Origin of the sequence: Kitasatospora azatica KCTC 9699 (genome assembly GCF_000744785.1) — a bacterium.
Taxonomy (GTDB): Bacteria; Actinomycetota; Actinomycetes; order Streptomycetales; family Streptomycetaceae; genus Kitasatospora; species Kitasatospora azatica.
The window spans coordinates 2065250-2084436 of sequence record NZ_JQMO01000003.1 but is presented as its reverse complement, the minus strand read 5'-3'; the positions used below and the strand labels follow the sequence as shown (position 1 = coordinate 2084436).

Here is a 19187-nt window from a genome sequence, read left to right as displayed (position 1 = left end):
GCAGCCCCGCCCGAACACCCCCGCCCGTACCGCCCCGCCCGAAGACCCCCGCCCGTACCGCCCCGTCCGCTACCTACTGGAGGCCCCGGCGTGCAGCCGCGACTGGTCAAGACCGCCGACTGCCGAACCCTGGCGGTGCAGACCTTCGGCGACCCCGCCGGCCGCCCCGTCTTCCTGCTGCACGGCACCCCGGGCAGCAAGGTCGGGCCGACCCCGCGCAGCACCGTGCTCTACCACCTCGGCGTCCACCTGATCGCCTTCGACCGCCCGGGCTACGGCGGTTCGGACCGCCTGCGGGGCCGGCAGGTGGCCTCGGCGGCGGCGGACGTGCGGGCGATCGCCGACGAGTTCGGCCTGGAACGGTTCGCCGTGGTCGGCCGCTCCGGCGGCGGGCCGCACGCGCTGGCCTGCGGCGCCCTGCTGCCCGGCCGGGTGCACCGGGTGGCCGCGCTGGTCAGCCTGGCGCCCCGGGACGCCGAGGGCCTGGACTGGTACGCCGGGATGACCGCGTCCAACGTCCGCGCCTACCGCGCCGCCGAGCGCGACCACCAGCGGATCGCCGCCACCATGGAGCAGCGGGCCCGCCGGATCCGCGACGACCCGGCCACCCTGATCGCCGATCTGCGCCGCGAACTCTCCGGCACCGACCGGGCGGTGGTCTCGGACGCCGGAATCCGCCGGCTGTTGCAGAGCAACTACCGCGAGGCCTTCCGGCAGAACGCGGACGGCTGGATCGACGACGTCCTCGCCTTCACCACCGACTGGGGCTTCAAGGCGCAGGACGTCACGGCGGCCACCTGGCTCTGGCACGGCGCCGACGACATGTTCTCGCCGGTCGACCACTCCCGCTGGCTGGCCGCCCACATCCCCGACGCCACGCTCTTCCTGGAGCCCGGCGCCGCCCACTTCAGCTCCTTCCGGGTGCTCACCGCCGCCCTGAAGTGGGCGGCGGGCAGCCCGACCTGATTGATCGTCAGACCGGCTGCGGCTCCAGGTCCCGGTTGATCCGCTTCCAGCCGCGCGCCGACACCGTGTTGGGGTGCTCCTCGCCGAGTTGGCGGATCAGCTCGGTCACCGCGCGCGAGCGCATCTCGGCGGCCTGGTTGACCCTGCCCTGGGCGCGCATGGTGACCGCCAGGTTGGCCTGGCAGGCGACCGCGTCGGGGTGGCGCGGGCTGTAGCGCTCGCACAGGCCCCGGTAGGCGGACTGCTCCAGGTTCTCGGCCTCGCCCAGGTGGCCGAGGTCGCCGTAGGCGTTCGCCAGGTTGATCATCCCGTTCAGGGTGAACGGATGGTCGGCGCCCAGCACCCTGGTCAGGGTGGCCACGGTGGCCCGGCCGAGCGAGACCGCCTCCTCCACCCCGCCGCTGCCGCGCAGGTAGATCACCAGGTTGTTGGCGCAGGCCAGGGTGAACGGGTGCTCGTGGCCGAAGAGCCGCTGGTGGCCGACGTAGACCTGCCGGGCCAGGTCGCGGGCCGCGTCCTTGTCGCCGCCCGCGCTGTAGTCGGCGGCCAGGTTGAGCGCGCAGGCCAGCGTGTCCGGCGCGTTCTCGCCGTACCGCTCCAGGTAGCGCTCGTAGGTCTCCTTGGTGAGCCGGCGGGCCTCGGCCTGCCGGCCGGCCTTGCGCAGCGCCACGGCCAGCGCCTTGGCGTTGCGCAGGATCTCCGGCACGTCGATGTCCAGCACCTCGGCGTAGGCCTCGTCGACCTCCTGGTGGATCGTCACCGATCCCTCGTAGTCGCCCTGTTCGCGCAGGTCACGGGCGAGGTTGGACTTGCTGGACAGGGTGTACGGGTGCTTGGGGCCGAGCACCAGGGCGCGCCGGTCCAGGGTGTCCTGGTCCAGTTCCTGGGCCGACTTGCTGTCCCCGACCAGGCGGTAGTCGATGGCCAGGTTGTTGGCGATCGACAGGGTGCGCGGGTTGTCCTCGCCGAACTGCTCGCGGAACCGGTCCAGGATCTCCCGGTCCAGCTCCAGCGCCTTGGCGAACTCGCCCAGGGCCCGCCGGTCGGCGCTCAGCGAGCCGGCCGTCATCAGGGTGTACGGGTGGTAGGCGCCGAGCACCCGGCGCTGGCGCTCCAGGGTGTCCTCGTCCAGCTCCATGGCGCTCGCGTACTGGCCCTGCGAGCGCATCACATTGGCCAGTTGGAAGCGCAGCAGCAGGGTCTGCCGGTCGTCCTCGCCGAGTTTGGCGGTCCAGGCCTCGTCCAGCAGGTGGCCGACCCGGCGGGCCTGGACGAACTCGCCGCGCTTCCACAGGTAGCGGACCCGGTCGATCATCAGCTGCCGGGTGTCCGACTCGTCGCAGTCGTGCGCCCGAGAGGGCGACAGGTGCGGCCAGATCTCCTCGAAGGCGGGCCAGTTGGCCGGGTCGTCGGTGTCCCCGACGACCGGGCGGGCGCCGATCAGGATCCGGTGCACCTCGTGGATGGTGGTCTCCTGCTCGGCGGTGGTCATCTCGGAGCGGATCACCTCCTGCACCAGGCGGTGCACCTGGATGCTGTTGGCGGCCGCGTCCACCTTGGCCAGCGCGTACCGGCCGATCGCCTGGATCACCCGGCCGAGCAGGAACTTGTCGCTCAGCCCGGGGTCGTAGGGGACCAGCGCCCGGATCATCTGGTCGCTGTAGAAGAGGTTCATCGAGATCGGCTCGGGCGCGAAGTAGGCGCACAGCTGCAGCATCCGGGCCGCCGCCGGGGACTGCTCGCGCAGCCGGGCGATGGAGACCCGCCAGGTGGCGCCGACCGTCATCGGGTAGTCGACCGGGCGGCCGAGTTCCAGCACCCGGGCGGCCTCGTTCTGCAGCGCCGCGATGTAGTCCGGGACCGGCGTGCCGGTGGCCTTCAGCCAGGCACCGGCCACCTCGACGGCCAGCGGCAGGTCGCCGACCGCCTCGGCCACCGCGTCGGCGTCGGCCCGGCCCAGGGCGCCGCCGGTGCGCCGGGTCAGGTGGTCGATGCTCTCCGGGCGGGTGAAGACGTCCATGGTGAGCGCCTCGGCGTGGGTGGCCCAGGCCTGGTTGCGCGAGGTGACCAGGATGTGGCCGGAGCCGCCGGGGAAGTAGCGGCGGATCTCGCCGGGTTCGTCCGCGTTGTCGAAGATCAGCAGCCAGCGCTTGGCCCGTTCACCACGGCGCAGCGCCTCCAGCGCGATCTCGGTGGCGTGCGCCACCGGCTCGTTGGTGGAGCGGCCCATCTTGCGGGCGAGTTCGGCCAGCTGGCCCTGGATCTCGTCCTCCTGCTCGGCCGAGATCCACCAGACCAGGTCGTAGTCGGCCATGAACCGGTGCGCGTACTCCAGCGCCACCTGGGTCTTGCCGACGCCGCCGAGGCCGTACAGGGTCTGCGGCACCGGCAGCACCGCCGTGGCGCCGCCGCCGAGTTGGTTGCGCAGCCGCTCCAGCACCTCGGCCCGGCCGGTGAAGTAGCTGTTGCGCGGTGGCACGTTCCAGATCTCCGGCTGGGTGCCGGGGAAGCGCGGGCCGCTCGCGGTGTCCACGGTCGGCACCTCCTCCCGGCCCAGTGCCTTGATCAGCGCGGCCAGCGCCTGCGGCTCCTTGAGGTTGACCAGGTCGACCGGGTTGCGGCTGCTGAACGGCGCGGCCAGCGGGGTGGAGCCGACCCGGACCGGGATCAGCTGGCGCCGGGTGCCGGACGGGTCGGAGCCGACCACCGACTCCCACAGCGCCCTGGCCTGCGGGGAGCGCAGGTAGGCCGGCGAGAGCACGGCGACGGTGCGGAAGGCCGCGTCCACCGAGCGCTCGGTGTCGGCCCGGGTGTCCGCGCCGGCGCCGACGTCCCGGGGCAGCACCCGGAAGCCCGCCGCGCCGAGCACGTACTCGATCCAGTCGGCCCACATCCGGTCCTCGGGCACGTAGCTGAGGTAGATGTCGGCGGGCACGGCCGGGCGGCGGCGGGTGAACGCCTCCACGTAGCGCAGCCGCACCTCCTCGTCCATCGCCGGCAGCCCGGCCACCCGGCCCTGGGTGATCACGTCGGTGAGCCGCTCGCAGGCCGAGAGCATGCTGGTCGGGGTGCCCGGCTGGTCGCCGAAGGTGGCCAGGATCTCCTCGTAGGCGTAGAACGGCCGGTACGGGATCTCCACCGAACCCCAGTAGTGCACCAGTTCCTCGCCGGACAGGCCCGAGGGCAGCCCCTCGAAGCGGATCCGGGCCAGCGAGCGGCCCGCGTCGGCCTTGTCCTTCTCGAAGTCGTCGATCCGCATCGGGACCGGCAGGATCCGGATGCCGCGGTCCCGGTAGCGGTCGGCGATGTGCTGGGCGATCCTCGACGCACCGTCGATGCTCTGGTCGCTCAGCGTGAAGCAGACCACCAGTTCGTCCGGCATCTGCACGGTGCAGATCTCGGCGGTGTCGGACAGGCCGGTGCGGCTGTCGATCAGCACGTAGTCGTAGCGCTTGCGCATGTCGGCGCGGAGGGCGTCGAAGAACTGGCCGCCGTCGAAGCGCTCGTAGAACAGGTCCCAGTCGAGCGAGCCGAGGGTGCCCGAGTAGTCGCGGTCCTGGCGGCCGGCGGCCAGGAAGTCGATGCTGCCGCCGACCGGGAAGCCGCCCCAGGAGAGCGGTACGGCGTGCCCGGCGACCTTGGCGAAGTCCAGGTGCCAGCCGGGGTGGTGGCCGATCTCGCGCAGCTCCTGGGCGTACCGCTCGGGCTCCAGCAGCGCGTCCGCGTGCAGCTCGGTCTCCCGCAGCGCCTCCTCCCGGTAGTCGTTGATCAGCGTCATCACGCCCGGTGCCTCGGCGAGTTCGACCGGGTCCAGGAAGGGGTGGAAGAACTTGGCCAGCCCGGGGGCCTCCAGGTCCCAGTCCACGGTGAGCACCCGGTAGCCGTTGGCCGCCAGGATCCAGGCGGTGTTGGCCAGCGCCATGGTGCGGCCGGTGCCGCCCTTGTACGAGTAGAAGGTGATGATCCGGCCCTGCCGGTCCTCGTCCAAGGGCCGGGGGCCGACCACCGGTGCGGTCTGCGGCGCCGGGCCGCGGCCGCCGACCCGAAGGTTGCGGGTCCGCTCAGACGTCATGGTCTCCCCCACCGGTGCTGTCGTGGTCTGTTTCGTTGATCTCGTCCTCGGTGCTGTTCGTGCTGTTGGTGCCGGTGGTGCTGTCAGTACTGCCGGTGCTGCCGGTGCTGCCAGTGCTGCCGTTGGGCGGCCGTCCCGGCGGGCCGAACGCGTCCCGCAGCCGGGGCCTGGTCTCGCCGGTGCCGGGCGGCCGGGTCAGCCCGCGTTCCTTGAAGGCCTTCTGCGCCCGGATCGCCGCGTGCTGGAAGAGCAGCCCGAAGTCCCGTGCGGTCGGGATGCCTTCGGGGTCGGTGCCGTCCCCGGCGACCGGCCGGAAGGTCGGCCGGGGCGGGGCGGTGCTGCGGCGCAGCACCTGGGCGCTGAGCGCGGCCAGCGGAGCGGTCTGGGCGGCGCACTGCGGGTCGTCCCGGTTCCACGGTTCGACCACCGTCACCCAGGCCGGGTTGCGGCGGGCGAACTCGGCGACCAGGGCGGCCCGTCGGGGGTCCTGCAGCACCCAGCGGTCCAGCAGCACCACGCCGGGGCCCTGCGGCCGCTCCAGCTCCATCAGGTGCTCCGCCCGGGCGTCGAACTCGTGGATGGTGGGGTTGAGGTCGCACTGCCGGGCCAGCTGCGCGGCCTTCTCGGCCAGCGCGGTGTCCCCGCCGCGCACATACGGCTGCCAGTCGGTGCGGGCCGGGCCGTAGTAACCGGGGTCGCGGTGCTCGGGCACCTCACTGTCCTTGAACGACAGTACCGCGATGGTGAGTTCGTCGGCAGGCGAACGGCCGGGGAAGGCCGACGGGTTGGTGGTGAAGTCGACCGGCTCGACCACCGGGACCACGGTCTCCAGCGCCACCTCGACGATCCGCCGGGCCAGCTTGTAGACCACCTTCTCGTACAGCCCCTGGTGGTGGCGCTGGGCCATCAGCGCGTACAGCCCGTCCTCGGTGTAGGCGCGCGGGAAGCTGGAGTGGTTGTACTGCACGGCGCTCGCCACCGGCGGCAGTGCGCCCTCGCGCATCCCCACCCAGAGCACCGGCACGATCGCGCTGTTGTGCGCCGGCCCGCCGGGGGCGTTCGCGGCCCGCTGGGCGAAGGTGTACCACTCCTGGCCGCACGGGGTGCTGCGGAACAGCCGCGGGTGGTAGAGCGGGACGAAGACCCGGCAGGTGGCCAACGCCTCGGATATCTTGATCGCCCAGTTGTCGCCCTGGTGCATGGTCTCGTCCATGAACCCGACCGGCTCGGCCGTGGGCAGCGGGGTCAGCTGCAGCACCGCCTCGCACAGGTCCTCGTAGAACTGGCTGACCCGCAGGTTGGGATTGCGCGAACCGACCGGTGGCATATGCGCGTAGGAAAGGAAGAAATGCGGCTTCGCCGAGGCCTTCCGCCCGCCTTCAGCGTCGTTCACGCAGCCTCCCCCGGCGCCGACCGCCTGATCCCCCGCAGGGGAGTTTTCAGTGTAGGAAGGTCAGCTTCCCCAGGGGAATAGCACCGAACCTCCCTGCCTCACTGATCATGCGTCAGTGCGCCGTCAACTGTCAGGAGTTTGCCCGCATCTGCCGGTCCGCCCCACCCGTCTCATCGGGCGTCAGCTCCGCCCGCAGCCACTCGGTCGCCGCGTCCACCGCAGGTCGCAGCGGCATCAGCAGCGCCTCGGCGCCGCCGATCCGGCCGCAGCGGGCCCGCAGCCGCGGCCGGATCGTCTCCAGCATCCGCGCGAAGTGCCGGTCGTCCAGGTCCACCCCGTCGAAGCCGACCCAGCCGCGACCGCGCACCACCGCGCCGTAACGCTTCTGCGGCGGGCTGGGGATCCGGTATTCGGCCAGGTGGAAGGCGGTGCAGGTGGTCAGCGGCGCACCGAGCATCAGCACCGAGGCGCCGGCCCGGTAGAGGGCGCCGAGCGGGGACTCCTCGCCCAGGTGCGAGTGGTACGGGTGCTGGGCCAGCAGCGGGCGGGCCCGCGGGCCGAGCGCCGCGAAGGAGGTCTGCGGGTGGGTGCTGCGCACCGCGCCCGGGGTGCAGCGCAGCTCCTCGGAGAGCCGGCCCACCGTCGGTGAGCAGGGCGTGCGCAGCGGGTCGAAGGGCGGCATCGCGGCCAGGTAAGCGGCCCGCTCGACCGGCGAGAACCCGGCGGTGGCCTGCTGGTGCAGCCGGGAGGTGGCCGAGTTCTCCGGCGTCGCGGTGTACGCCACCAGGGTGCCGTCCGGGCCCAGCGCGGCCCGCAGCGCGGCCAGCACGCCGGCCGAGGCACCGACCACCGGGCCGAGCGAGCGCAGTGCGGCGTGCACCAGCAGCACACCGGTGCCCGGGCCGACGCCGAGGCCACGCAGCTGCGCCGTCAGCTCCTGCGGGGTGCGCATCAGACGTCGGCGGGGGTGCGTCGCTCCCGGAATTCGGCCAGGTTCTCGGCCACCGCCTGCTCGGCGGCGGCCTCGGCCCGGGCCCCGACCTCCACCCGCAGCCAGCGGTCCAGGCTCGCCCGCAGCCCGTGCCCGAACCGCTCCCCCAGCACGGTCAGCGAGCCCGAGCCGAGCAGCGTGTCGATCGCCCGGTCGGTGTGCCCGCGCCAGAGCGCCAGCTGCCGCCTGGCCAGCTCGGCGGGCGCCCCGGCCAGCCCGTCGTAGGCCCGCACCCGGGAGCCCCAGAACTCGCAGACCGCCAGGTGCGCGTAGCTGCCCTGGAGCAGGCCCTCCAGCGGGCGCGGGTCCTGGCGCCAGGGCGCGTGGTAGAGCCGCTGGTCGGTGCTGTCGTAGAGGTCGTGGAAGTCCAGTACGGCGCCCAGCTTGACGTGCTGGAACTCGTGCACCAGCAGCAGCGCCAGGATCGGCGCGGTGGCGGGGCGGGCGATGCCGACCGCGCCGAAGGCCTGCCGGGCGGCGGCGCTGACGTCCCGTCCGCTCGGTCCCGGGCGCAGCGGGGTGATGGTGCTCAGTCCGGCGGCGATGCCGGCGGCGTACTGCGGCAGGTCGCGCTGGATCAGCTCCCAGGCCTCGCGCAGCGCGCCGGTCCAGTCCGCCACCGCCGGGTCGGTCAGCCGCTGTTCCACCGGCCACTGGTGGCTGTCGCGCTGCGGATCGGTGTCCTCCAGTGCCACCGTCCAGCTGCCGGGCGGCCGGCCCTCGCCGAACCGCCGGGCGTCACCGGGCAGCCGGCCGTCGCCGGGCAGTCCCAGGCGGCGGACCGGGAGCCAGCGCTCGCCGCCCTGCTGGTCGAAGGCGATCACCTGCTCGGCGCCGCCCACGGTCCGCACGGTGAAGCTGTCCGGTCCGCCGCGCAGCACCGCCTCCCCCGTACCGCCGACCAGCACCCGTCCCAGGCTGGGCAGCTGGACGGCGCCGCCGCGGACCGGCACCCGCAGCTCGACGCTCCGCCCGGCCCGCACGGCGGCCGCCGCGGCGATCTCGGCCAGTCCGCCGAGGTCGGCCTGCTCGCCGTCCGCCCCGCGCAGGCAGCGCACCGCCCAGGCCCGTACGTACGGGTGGCGGAGCACCGCGTCCACGGCCGCCGGGGACTCGCTGTCCAGCGCGGTGAGCAGCTGCCAGGCCTCGCCGGCCGCCGGGCCGACCGCCGCCAGCAGCCGGCGGGTCAGGTCCAGCTGCCCGGCCGCCAGCACGTCGACCGTCGCGCCGTCGCCGTACCCGTGGGCCAGTTGGTCGAGCTGATCCTCCGTCGGCTCGCGACCGGGCTGGGCCGTGAGCGGCGCCGTGGGTGTCACCCGGTCCCGGATGGTGGTGATCAACCGCATGAGGTCTCCGCAGAAGACGGACGGATTGTCGAATTCGGAGCCAGTGCGCCAGCGGTGCGCGTAGAGCCCGCCGCCGCAGCTGAGCACCACCGGGCAGGCCCGGCACTGCGCGCTGAGCCCGGCGAGCCCGGACTGACGGGCCATCATCCCAGGGTGCCGGGCCACCTCGTCCAGGCTGTGCGCGAAGATGTCGAAACCGGTCGCAGGTGCGCCGTCGTAGGCCGTTTTCAGACTGTCGGCCTGCTCGAATGTGCCATCGGTCTCGATCACCACCAGGTCGGACGGCTCCAGGCCGAGCGACTCGGTCAGGCTGGACTGGCCGCGCAGGGTGCGCCGGACCGAGTCGAAGGTCCGCACCTGGACCGGCCGCCCCTGTGCCTCCCAGCGCTGGTGGATCGCCAACAGCCAGTCCGCGTACGGGGTGTCGCGGCCGTGTCGAGGAGGCGGGGTGTCCCAGGTCGCGTGCGGGAGCAGGAAGTCGATCCGCGGCGGCTGCAGTGCCAGCAGCGCTTCGTAGACCGCGATCGGGTCGTTCTCGACGTCGATGGTGCACAGCAGCCCGGCGTAGAGGTGCCGGAACTCGGGAGTGCGCAGCAGTTCGACAGCGGCGAGCACCTGGGGGTGGCTGCTGCGGCCGTCCGCGAACCGGCGGTGCCGGTCGTTGGCCGCCCGGTCGCCGTCCAGGGAGATCCCGACCTGGATCCCCAACTCGGCGAACAGCTCGCAGAAGGCGCGGTCCAGGCGCACCCCGTTGGTGTGGATCCGCAGGTCCAGCGCGCAGCCCGGCGGCAGTGCCGCGCGTAACAGCTCGGCTGCCCGCCGCAGGACCGCGGGCCCGGCGAGCAGTGGCTCGCCACCGTGCAGGACCACGTGCACGGCGGCGAGTCGGTGCGCCCTCGCATGTTCGGCGAGCCGGTGCGCCGCCTGCGCCAGTACCCGCTCGCTCGCCACCCGGGGGCGACCACGCCAGCTGAGATCGGCGTGTTCGTAGACGTAGCAGTGGTCGCAGGCCAGGTCGCACCGGCTGTGCACCTTCAGCACGACCTGCGAGAACGGCACCATCGCGATTGACGTACCGTCAGATCGAGGAGTTGAACGCGGCGACCGGGACCTGCCCCAGTTCCTCGGCCGGCAGCGCCCGGTGCAGCTGAGCGGTGAGCTCCGCCACCCCCAGAGTGGCCAACTGGTCCAGGGACGTCCGAGGCTCGGCCTGCGGGCCGACGTACTCGGCGGACTCAAGAACCAGGGCAGTGGTCATGGCGGAGATCCTCTTCAACAGGTGGTGCGATTCAAGGGCACCGAGTGTGGGTAAAAGGTAGCTCCCGGTGGCCCCCGTAGCAGAACGGCGGATCTGCCGGAGTGCCTACGCGTCGCAACCCCGCTCGGGGTACGTAGGTCCCGAGCTGCGCGGACCTGCGAGGGCGCGTACTTCATGGCCCGATTCGGCCATAGAAGACCGCCCGAGCAGGCTAGTCCAATCCGCGTATGGCCATGGCCCGAACGGCTCAGTGGCGTCTACTCGTGGCGTACCCGCCCCGCTCTCGGTCAGGGGCAGAGCCGCTCGACCGCCCAGCCCTCGCCCTCGGCGGTGTAGCGCAGCCGGTCGTGCAGGCGGTTGGGCCGGCCCTGCCAGAACTCCACCGTGCGCGGCACCACCCGGAAGCCGCCCCAGAACGGCGGGACCGGAACGCCCTCGCCCTCGGGGTAGCGGGAGGCCAGCTCGGCGAACCGCTGCTCCAGCACCTCGCGGGAGGCGACCGGACTGGACTGCTCGCTGGCCCAGGCGCCGAGCTGGGAGCCGTGCGGGCGGGTGCGGAAGTAGGCGGCAGTCTCGTCCCGCCCGGTCTTCTCCACCGAACCGGAGACGATCACCTGACGGTCGATCGGGTGCCAGGGGAAGAGCAGCGAGGCGTGCGGATTGGCGGTCAGCTCGGCGCCCTTGCGGGAGCCGTAGTTGGTGAAGAAGACGAAGCCGCGCGGGTCGAAGCCCTTGAGCAGCACGGTGCGCGAGCTGGGTCGGCCCTCGGCGTCGGCGGTGGAGAGCACCATCGCGTTGGGCTCCAGGAACCCGGCCCGTTCGGCCTGGGCGAACCAGCGGGAGAACTGGGTCACCGGATCGGCGGCCAGGTCCTGCTCGGCGAGTCCCTCCTCGGCGTACTGACGGCGCATCCGGGCGAGGTTGGCGGCGGAGGTCTGGTGCGCGGGCTGGGCGCGTTCCGGGGTCTGCACGCCAACATCATCCCGTACGACAAGCGGGGAACCACGCTCCGCCTATGGAATCTCGACATCAAGAGATATGGTGGCTCGCCACCGCTTAGCAGCTCGCGGGCCGGAACTCTGTCCGGTAGTGGCCGGTTTCACCGGAAAATCCCCGGTTTTCGCCGGGTACGACGTGAGGTCGAGCGGGCCTTAGGGAAACATCACCGCAGTGGTGTATGGCGCAATGCACCCCGTGCCTGCCACTCTGGCACCGAGTGCCAAACACCAAAACGGTCACCGGCCCTGCTGCCCCACCAACGGCGGCGAGGCCTGTCACGTCACTGAGGAGCCGCGTGATGTCCGATTTCGTACCCGGGCTTGAGGGAGTAGTCGCCTTCGAGAGCGAGATCGCCGAGCCCGACCGCGAGGGCGGTGCGCTGCGCTACCGCGGCGTGGACATCGACGAGCTGGTCGGGCACGTGTCGTTCGGGCACGTCTGGGGCCTGCTGGTGGACGGCAAGTTCAACCCCGGCCTGCCGGCCGCCGAGCCGTTCCCGATCCCGGTGCACTCCGGCGACATCCGGGTCGACGTCCAGTCCGCGCTCGCCATGCTCGCCCCGGTCTGGGGCCTGAAGCCGCTGCTCGACATCTCCGCCGAGCAGGCCCGCGACGACCTGGCCCGCGCCGCCGTCATGGCACTGTCCTACGTGGCCCAGTCGGCCCGCGGCCAGGGCCTGCCGATGGTCCCGCAGAGCGAGATCGACAAGGCCGAGACGGTCGTCGAGCGGTTCATGATCCGCTGGCGCGGCGAGCCCGACCCCAAGCACGTCAAGGCGATCGACGCCTACTGGACCTCGGCCGCCGAGCACGGCATGAACGCCTCCACCTTCACCGCCCGGGTCATCGCCTCCACCGGCGCCGATGTGGCCGCGGCCCTGTCCGGCGCGGTCGGCGCGATGTCCGGCCCGCTGCACGGCGGCGCCCCGTCCCGGGTGCTCGGCATGATCGAGGAGATCGAGCGCACCGGCGACGCCGCGAAGTGGGTCAAGGACGCGCTGGACAAGGGCGAGCGCCTGATGGGCTTCGGTCACCGCGTCTACCGCGCCGAGGACCCGCGCGCCCGGGTGCTGCGCCGCACCGCCAAGGAGCTCGGCGCGCCGCGCTTCGAGATCGCCGAGGCGCTGGAGAAGGCCGCGCTGGAGGAGCTGCACAACCGCCGCCCCGACCGCGTGCTGGCCACCAACGTCGAGTTCTGGGCCGCGATCATGCTGGACTTCGCCGAGGTCCCCGCGCACATGTTCACCTCGATGTTCACCTGCGCCCGCACCGCCGGCTGGTCCGCGCACATCCTGGAGCAGAAGCGCACCGGCCGCCTGGTCCGCCCGGCCGCCCGCTACATCGGTCCCGGCCCGCGCAGCCCGCGCGAGGTCGAGGGCTACGAGTCGATCGCGCACTGATCGCGAGCCGACTCGTCACCTGACGGACCGTGGGGTCCGGCCGCTGAAGATCACATCTCAGCGGCCGGACAATGCGCGGACTTCCACCATGCGGAGCAGTAGGCTGCGCGCGTGGCCCAGATCCAGATCCCCGCTGACCTCAAGCCCGCAGACGGCCGTTTCGGCTGCGGCCCGTCCAAGGTGCGCCCCGAGGCCCTGACTGCCCTCGCCGCCACCGGTACCTCGCTGCTCGGCACCTCGCACCGCCAGGCTCCGGTCAAGAACCTGGTGAAGCGCGTGCGCGAGGGCGTGACCAGCCTCTTCTCGCTCCCCGAGGGATACGAGGTGGTGCTCGGCAACGGCGGTTCCACCGCCTTCTGGGACATCGCCGCCCTCGGTCTGGTCCGCCAGAAGTCGCAGCACCTGAGCTTCGGCGAGTTCTCCTCCAAGTTCGCTTCCTCGGTCAAGTCCGTGCCGTGGCTGGACGACCCGACCGTGATCAAGAGCGAGGTGGGCACCCACCCGCTGCCGGTCGCCGAGGCGGGCGTGGACGTCTACGCGCTGACCCACAACGAGACCTCGACCGGCGTCGCGATGCCGATCCGCCGCCCGGCCGGCACCGCCGGTGACGGCTCGCTGGTCCTGGTGGACGCCACCTCGGGCGCCGGCGGCCTGCCGGTGGACATCACCGAGACCGATGTCTACTACTTCGCGCCGCAGAAGTCCTTCGCGGCCGAGGGCGGTCTGTGGCTGGCCACGTTCTCGCCGGCCGCGCTGGAGCGGGCTGCCGAGATCGCCGGCTCCGGCCGCTACATCCCGCCGTTCTTCGACCTGCCGACCGCGATCGACAACTCCTCGAAGGACCAGACGTACAACACCCCGTCGATCTCGACCCTGTTCCTGCTCGCCGACCAGCTGGACTGGCTGAACGGCAACGGCGGGCTCGACTGGGCCGTCGCTCGTACGGCTGAATCCTCGGCGCACCTGTACAACTGGGCCGAGAAGTCCTCGTTCGCGCAGCCGTTCGTCGCCGAGCCGGCCGAGCGTTCCCAGGTGGTCGGCACCATCGACTTCGACGAGTCGATCGACGCCGCCGCGATCGCCAAGGCGCTGCGGGCCAACGGGATCGTGGACACCGAGCCGTACCGCAAGCTTGGCCGCAACCAGCTGCGGATCGCGATGTTCCCGGCGGTCGACCCGGCGGACGTGCAGGCGCTGACCGCGTGCATCGACTACGTGGTCGAGCAGCTCTGAGTCCCGGCACCTGAAGGGCCGCTGCCGGGTTCACCGGCAGCGGCCCTTCCTGCTGTCCGCGCAGGCTGTCCGCGCAGGCTTTTCGCGTTACTTACCGAGTAGCGCTCCGATCAGCACGGCCACCAGGATCAGGCCCAGGGCGCCGGAGACGATACGCATGCGAGTCTTGGGGTCCACGCTTCCCTACGGTACCCGGCGCGGTCACTTCCCCAGATAAGAGCCCCCGGTGGCGTCCAGGTACTGGCCGGTGACCCAGCGGGCGTCGTCACTGGCCACGAAGGAGACCACGTCGGCCACGTCGCCGGCGGTGCCGACCCGGTTGAACACCGAGTACGACTCGGCGTCGGCCCGCGCCTCCGGGTCGTCCAGCCAACTGTTCATGTCGGTGTCGATGATGCCGGGCGCCACCGCGTTGACCGTGATGCCGCGCGCGCCGAGGTCCTGCGCCAGGGTCAGCGTGAAGGTGTTGAGCGCGCCCTTGGTCATCGAGTACGCGGTGATCGCCGGGAACGCGATCCGGGTCACGCCGGAGGAGACGTTGACGATCCGGCCGCCGTCGCGCAGGCGCTCCAGGCCCTGCTGGACGATGAAGAACGGCGCCTTGACGTTGATCGCGAAGACCCGCTCGAAGTCGGCCTCGGTCACCTCGCCGACCTTGCCCCAGAGCGAGATGCCCGCGTTGTTGACCAGGATGTCCAGCCCCGGCCGGCCCCCGTACTGCGCGAGGCCGGCGTCGAAGGCCGCCCAGAGCGCCGCCGCGTCGCCCGGTATGCCCAGCTCGGCGCCGATCGCGAAGGCCTGGCCGCCGGCCGCCGTGATCTCCTCCACCGTCTCCTTGGCCGCCGCCTCGTTGCTGCCGTAGTGCACCGCGACCAAGGCGCCGTCGGCCGCCAGGCGCAGCGCGATCCCCTTGCCGATCCCCCGGCTGCCGCCGGTGACCAGCGCCGTCTTGCCCGAAAGCTTGCCCATCGCCCCGCCCTTTCTGTAGCGATCACTATGGAAAGGACCGTAACACGCTTTCTGTAGCGAGCGATATAGAATCGGGGCATGACCAGCACCCCGACCCGCGGCCGCCCCCGGTCCTTCGACCGCGAGGCGGCGCTGGCCGCGGCCATGCTGCTGTTCTGGGAGAAGGGGTACGAGGCCGCCTCGATCGCCGACCTCACCGAGGCCATGGGCATCCGGCCGCCGAGCCTGTACGCCGCCTTCGGCGACAAGCGGGCGCTCTTCGACGAGGTGGTGGCCCGCTACGGGCAGACCTACGGCGCCTTCGGCGCCCGGGCGCTGGCCGAGGAACCGACGGTCCGGGCCGGCATCGCGCGACTGCTGCGCGAGGCGGCGGCGGAGTACACGGCGCCCGGACGCCCGCACGGCTGCCTGGTCGTCAGCGCGGCCGCCAACTGCGGCAGCCCCGACGTGCGGGAGGCGCTGCTGGTGCTGCGGAAGGCCAACCTCGAGGACTTCGAGCAACGGATCGCGGCGGCGGTGGCGCGCGGGGAGGAGCCGGCGGCAACCGACCCGAGGGCGCTGGCGCGCTTCACGGCAGCGGTGGTGCAGGGGATGTCGCAGCAGGCCAGGGACGGGGCGTCGCGGGAGGAACTGGAGCTGATCGCGCAGACGGCGATGGCGGCCTGGCCGAGCTGAGCGCCCGCTTGCTGCGGGCCGCTGCGGGCTACTGCGGGTAGGCCAGATCCCAGCTGCCGACGCTGGTGTAGTGCACGGGCCCGTGCCCGCTGCCGAAGTCACTCCTCATCAGCTGAATGCTCGTCACCGAGTACTCGGCCCCCTCGAAGGTCTCCAGCCGCTCGGCCGCCTCATGCAGCGCGGCCCGCTCCTCGCGCCCGGGGTGACTGTGGTGCCCGCGCCCGCCGGCCCGCGCCAGCGTGAGGTGCGGGTGGTACGAGAACTCCTCCTCGACCGCGAGCACCTCGCTCGCCACCTGGGTCACCGCCCGAGCCAGCGAGCGCAACGCCCAGGTCTGCCCGGCCAGCCCCACCCAGAGCACCCGGTCCCCGAACCGTCCGCCACCGGCCAGCCGCACCTGGTGCACGACGTATCCGAGCGCCACCTGCGCCAGCCCGTCCCGCAGCTCGGGCAGCCTCTCCTGCGGCACCTCGCCGAGGAAGACCAGGGTCAGATGCCACGCCTCCGGCAGCGTCCAGCGAAGCCGCTCGGCCCCGGGCAGCGCGCGCAACGGCGCGACGGCCGACTCCAGCTCGGCGAGCACCTCGATCGGCGGCCGGACCGCCACGAAGAGCCTCATGGCTCCCATTGTCCACTTCGGGTCGGGGGTGAGGCCTGTCGGCGATCCCGGGCACGAGGGGGTCGTGGCCGAGTCAGTCGAAGCGAATGTGCTTGGCCCCGGTCCAGGCCCGGCGGAGGCGGCCGCGGAGCGGGCTGTCGCTGTTCGGGGTGAGGGTCAGTCCGGACGTGGCGGCGATGTGGTCGGCGACCTGCCGGATCGTGAGGTCGTCGGTCCACAGGTGCTCGGCGAACTCCGGCTCGCGCAGGCGCTCCAGGCAGAGGTCGAGCTTCGAGAGCGCGAAGCTCTCCCGGCGCAGTGGGGCGTCCTTCCCGGCGACGAACTGCACGAGATGCCCGAAGCCGCGCTCGCGCAGCCGCCGCAGCACTGTCGCGCGATCGGCCAGCAGTGCGAAGTGCCGTACGTCATGGCCGCGTTCGCGGAGTCGTCCGACGGTCTCGCGGAAGTAGGCCGGCTCCGTGATGGTCATCGGCACGATCACCGTGCCCGGGTACTCGGTGAGCGCGCGGTCCAGCACCTCGTTCACGCCCTGCCGCCAAGCGGGCAGGTCCTGGAAGTCCCCACGCAGCGAGGGCGGCGTCATCCGGTGCAGGCCGAAACCCACGTGCTCGGGATCGCAGATGACGCTGCCGGGGAGCCGTCGCTGGATCTCGTGCGCGGTCTGCGTCTTGCCGCCACCGAAGGGGCCGTTGATCCACAGGAGCATGGCAAGACCCTACTGCGCGGTCAGCCCGCCGTGAGTCCGCCGCCTACACCGTCACCCTCGCCGCCCTGCTCCCCCTCGCCACCCTCCTCCTCACCCTCGCCCTGCGTTACCCCTGACCGCGTGCCAGACTCGCGGCAATGACGCCCGACCTCGTCCTCCTCCGAGCCCTGATCGACAGCTCCCCCGCGATCACCAACCGCCCCGAGTGCGGCGCGCCCGAGGCGTGGATCCGCTCGGCCGAATCGGCCCTCGGCCCGCTCGCCCCCTCGTACCGCTGGTGGCTGGCCGAGTACAACGACGGCTCGCTCCACGGCGCACCGCTCGCGCGTCTCGGCCCGCCCGGCGAAGGCGAGGCCGGCCAAGGCGAGGCCGGCGAAGGCGGGGCCGACGATGTCACCGCCGGCTGGCGTCTCGACGGAGACCGGCTCTGTTTCTACGCCGCAGCCGAAGCGGACGGCGGCGACACCTACCACCTCGTGCTCGACGGTCCGGCGGAGCACGCCGTCGTCCGACGCGGCCGCCACAGCGGTGCGGAGGACCTGGTGGCGGACACGTTCGCGGGTTTCCTGACCGTCCAGGTGGCCCAAACCAGCGGACTCGGCGGCGGACCCGTCCCCGCGCTGGCCCGCCTCTGGCGCTCGACACCGGGTGTCCAACTCCCCAACGGCATCACGATCTACGGCCCGCAGGACATCCTCGAACGCAACGAGACCTACGAGGTCGGCGAGTACCAGCCCGACTGGATCCTGATCGGCGACGACAGCGGCGGGAACGGCCTCTTCATCCGCCGCAGCACCGCCGACCGGCCGTCCGTCTACCGCCTCGACCTCGGCGCGGGCGACAACGACATCGAAACCCCCGGCGTCGGCGAATGGCTGACCGACGACCTCCTCAGTTGGCTGTCCACCGGCGCCACCTGAGTCGGTCGGGCAACTTCCCTACCCCGCCTGGTCCTTCTCTGCTGCCCCAGGGGCCAGCAGCATGCGCGCACCGACACGTACGGCGTCCCAGTCCGTACCCGGCTCGCGGTCCCGGGCGCGCTGCAACCAGGTCGTCCGGTCCCGGTGCTCGCGGCGCAACTGCTCCACGTCCACTTCGACACCGGGCACCGGACCGGCCTCTTCCAGTTCGCCGATGCGTCGGTCCATGGCTGCCAACAGCGCCCGGTCGAGTTCGGTCACCGCCGCGAGGAACTCACCCGTCGGTACGGTCACCCGCCCCGTCCGCGGGCCGACGAACTCGATCACGCCCTCCGGGTCCGCCTGATGTTCCCAGCTGATGGTCACCGTGTCGCCTTCACCGATGACGGTGCGCCAGCAACGGATGCGCGGCGCGATGCGCAGATAGCCGGTGTCCAGGTAGCCCGCGCTGTGCCAGCTCAGTGCGGCCTCGGCCTCCGGCGCCTCAAGCCACGTCCAGTCCGGTGAGGTGTCGGCCGCGACGTCCACCAGGTCCGGTGGCAGCGGTTCCATCGCCTCCGACACGAGCGCGATCACGTCCTCCCACAGGCGGGCGACGTAGTAGTCCACGTACGGGTGCGGTTGGCCACCGTCGCTGTCGCTCCGGAGCTCCCGGACACTGCGCTCGGAGTAACGCAGCACCTCATGGCCGGCGAGGTCGATGCCGTACCAGCCGTCGGTCAGCCCGAACCAGTGGAACACGGGACGCTCGGCACCCCACGGCTTGACCTTCTCCAACGGAGTCAGTCCGAAGCGGAAGCGAATCGCGGGGTCGGTGTGGATCACCGATCAACGGTAGCTGACGCTCCGATAAGTCCGGTGCACTCGAACAGACCGTCGGATACCGTTCGCCCGTGACTGATCAGCAGGGTACGGAGCTGCCGGCAGAGCCGGCCAGCGGGCCGGGCAAGGAACCGGGCATGCGGGCGGGTGCCCAGGTGGCGGCAGCCCTGGCGATGGGCGGGGTGCTGGTCGCCGGGTTCCTCGTGCTGCAGCACCGCGAGGAGGCGGCGAACAAGTCCGCCCCGGCGGTGACCTGCACGGCCCCGACGGCCGACGACTCCCCCAGGTACCCGGCGCTCTGCGCCGCGTTGAACCGGCCCGACCTGCCGATCCTGGTCGGGGCACCCACGGACCGGGTCACGGTCGCCGGGCCGGGCCTCGCGCACTGGACCAACGCGGACGGCACGAAGCAGGTCATCCACTGCGCCGAGGTCCAGATCGGGCAGATCTCCGTGCGCCTCACGGACGACGACGACCTGGACGTCACCGATGCCGAGATCCTCGGCTCCGCGTCGCACCACCGCGCCCCGGTGCTCGGCCACCTGAGTACCACCTACGAGATGAACACCATCGGCTTCAGCTTCTCGCTCGGCGGCGGCAGCTCGACCTCGCGCGCGCCGAGCGGGGTCGCGCACAACCTCGTGATCGGCAAGCACCCGGACGGGCGCGGCGGTTCCTACGAGCTCGCGATCTGGCGCCAGGACACCGGAACACCGGACGACGCGAGCCTGTACCGGATCGCCGAAGCGGTACTGCCGACACTGCCGGGATGGGTCGCGGGCACCACTGCCCCGAGCGCTCCGCCCGCCACCCCGTGAC

16 protein-coding genes are annotated in these 19187 nt (G+C 72.2%); 6 read left to right on the top strand and 10 right to left on the bottom strand.

Annotation, left to right across the window (positions count from 1 at the left end):
- The first annotated feature begins 90 nt into the window (after positions 1-90).
- Positions 91-966: an alpha/beta fold hydrolase gene (locus BR98_RS19895; RefSeq protein ID WP_063774809.1), complete on the top strand. Its 876-nt coding sequence runs from the start codon at positions 91-93 to the stop codon at positions 964-966.
- A gap of 7 nt (positions 967-973) precedes the next feature.
- On the opposite strand, the gene fxsT is transcribed toward BR98_RS19895, so the two are convergent.
- The 6 genes from fxsT to pdxH form a co-directional block, all read right to left on the bottom strand.
- Complete coding sequence (gene fxsT / locus BR98_RS19890; RefSeq protein ID WP_035853122.1) at positions 974-4954, bottom strand: FxSxx-COOH system tetratricopeptide repeat protein; 3981 nt, start codon at positions 4952-4954, stop codon at positions 974-976.
- Positions 4955-5027: 73 nt separating this feature from the next.
- Positions 5028-6431 carry a TIR-like protein FxsC gene (locus BR98_RS19885; protein WP_157537849.1) on the bottom strand — a complete coding sequence of 468 codons (1404 nt, stop codon included), beginning with the start codon at positions 6429-6431 and terminating at the stop codon, positions 5028-5030.
- 130 nt (positions 6432-6561) lie between these two features.
- The gene (locus BR98_RS19880; protein ID WP_051969954.1) at positions 6562-7383 is read right to left on the bottom strand and encodes an aminoglycoside N(3)-acetyltransferase; all 822 of its coding nucleotides are present in this window, start codon (positions 7381-7383) and stop codon (positions 6562-6564) included.
- Entirely contained in the window at positions 7383-9830 is a 2448-nt protein-coding gene (locus BR98_RS19875; RefSeq protein WP_035846505.1) for an FxsB family cyclophane-forming radical SAM/SPASM peptide maturase, read from the bottom strand. The genes BR98_RS19880 and BR98_RS19875 overlap by 1 nt, the downstream gene beginning before the upstream one ends.
- A gap of 16 nt (positions 9831-9846) precedes the next feature.
- Positions 9847-10026, bottom strand: a complete 180-nt coding sequence (gene fxsA, locus BR98_RS19870; RefSeq protein ID WP_035846503.1) for an FxSxx-COOH cyclophane-containing RiPP peptide — start codon at positions 10024-10026, stop codon at positions 9847-9849.
- 287 nt (positions 10027-10313) lie between these two features.
- Complete coding sequence (gene pdxH / locus BR98_RS19865; protein WP_035853116.1) at positions 10314-10937, bottom strand: pyridoxamine 5'-phosphate oxidase; 624 nt, start codon at positions 10935-10937, stop codon at positions 10314-10316.
- Between the two features lie 386 nt (positions 10938-11323).
- Between pdxH and BR98_RS19860 the strand changes: the two genes are divergently transcribed.
- Together BR98_RS19860 and serC are read left to right on the top strand one after the other, a co-directional pair.
- The gene (locus tag BR98_RS19860; RefSeq protein ID WP_035846501.1) at positions 11324-12424 is read left to right on the top strand and encodes a citrate synthase 2; all 1101 of its coding nucleotides are present in this window, start codon (positions 11324-11326) and stop codon (positions 12422-12424) included.
- Between the two features lie 111 nt (positions 12425-12535).
- Entirely contained in the window at positions 12536-13657 is a 1122-nt protein-coding gene (serC, locus tag BR98_RS19855) for a phosphoserine transaminase (RefSeq protein WP_035846499.1), read from the top strand.
- Positions 13658-13858: 201 nt separating this feature from the next.
- On the opposite strand, the gene BR98_RS19850 is transcribed toward serC, so the two are convergent.
- Positions 13859-14626, bottom strand: coding sequence for an SDR family oxidoreductase (locus BR98_RS19850; RefSeq protein ID WP_035846497.1), 768 nt, complete (start codon positions 14624-14626; stop codon positions 13859-13861).
- 78 nt (positions 14627-14704) lie between these two features.
- Here BR98_RS19850 and BR98_RS19845 point away from each other — a divergent pair, with 78 nt between their 5' ends.
- Complete coding sequence (locus BR98_RS19845) at positions 14705-15301, top strand: TetR/AcrR family transcriptional regulator (protein WP_035846495.1); 597 nt, start codon at positions 14705-14707, stop codon at positions 15299-15301.
- A 28-nt stretch (positions 15302-15329) separates the two neighbouring features.
- Here BR98_RS19845 and thpR read toward each other — a convergent pair whose 3' ends face one another.
- Together thpR and BR98_RS19835 are read right to left on the bottom strand one after the other, a co-directional pair.
- Complete coding sequence (thpR, locus tag BR98_RS19840) at positions 15330-15920, bottom strand: RNA 2',3'-cyclic phosphodiesterase (RefSeq protein WP_035846493.1); 591 nt, start codon at positions 15918-15920, stop codon at positions 15330-15332.
- Positions 15921-15993: 73 nt separating this feature from the next.
- Positions 15994-16626 (bottom strand): AAA family ATPase, encoded by a 633-nt coding sequence (locus BR98_RS19835; RefSeq protein WP_035846490.1) that lies wholly within the window; start codon positions 16624-16626, stop codon positions 15994-15996.
- A gap of 137 nt (positions 16627-16763) precedes the next feature.
- On the opposite strand from BR98_RS19835, the gene BR98_RS19830 reads away from it, so the two are divergent.
- A complete protein-coding gene (locus tag BR98_RS19830; RefSeq protein ID WP_035846488.1) occupies positions 16764-17546 on the top strand; it encodes an SMI1/KNR4 family protein in 783 nt (260 codons plus the stop codon).
- A gap of 18 nt (positions 17547-17564) precedes the next feature.
- Here BR98_RS19830 and BR98_RS19825 read toward each other — a convergent pair whose 3' ends face one another.
- Positions 17565-18371, bottom strand: coding sequence for a DUF5984 family protein (locus tag BR98_RS19825; RefSeq protein ID WP_232247467.1), 807 nt, complete (start codon positions 18369-18371; stop codon positions 17565-17567).
- A 68-nt stretch (positions 18372-18439) separates the two neighbouring features.
- Here BR98_RS19825 and BR98_RS19820 point away from each other — a divergent pair, with 68 nt between their 5' ends.
- Entirely contained in the window at positions 18440-19186 is a 747-nt protein-coding gene (locus tag BR98_RS19820; RefSeq protein WP_157537848.1) for a DUF6215 domain-containing protein, read from the top strand.
- The last annotated feature ends 1 nt before the right edge of the window (position 19187 follow it).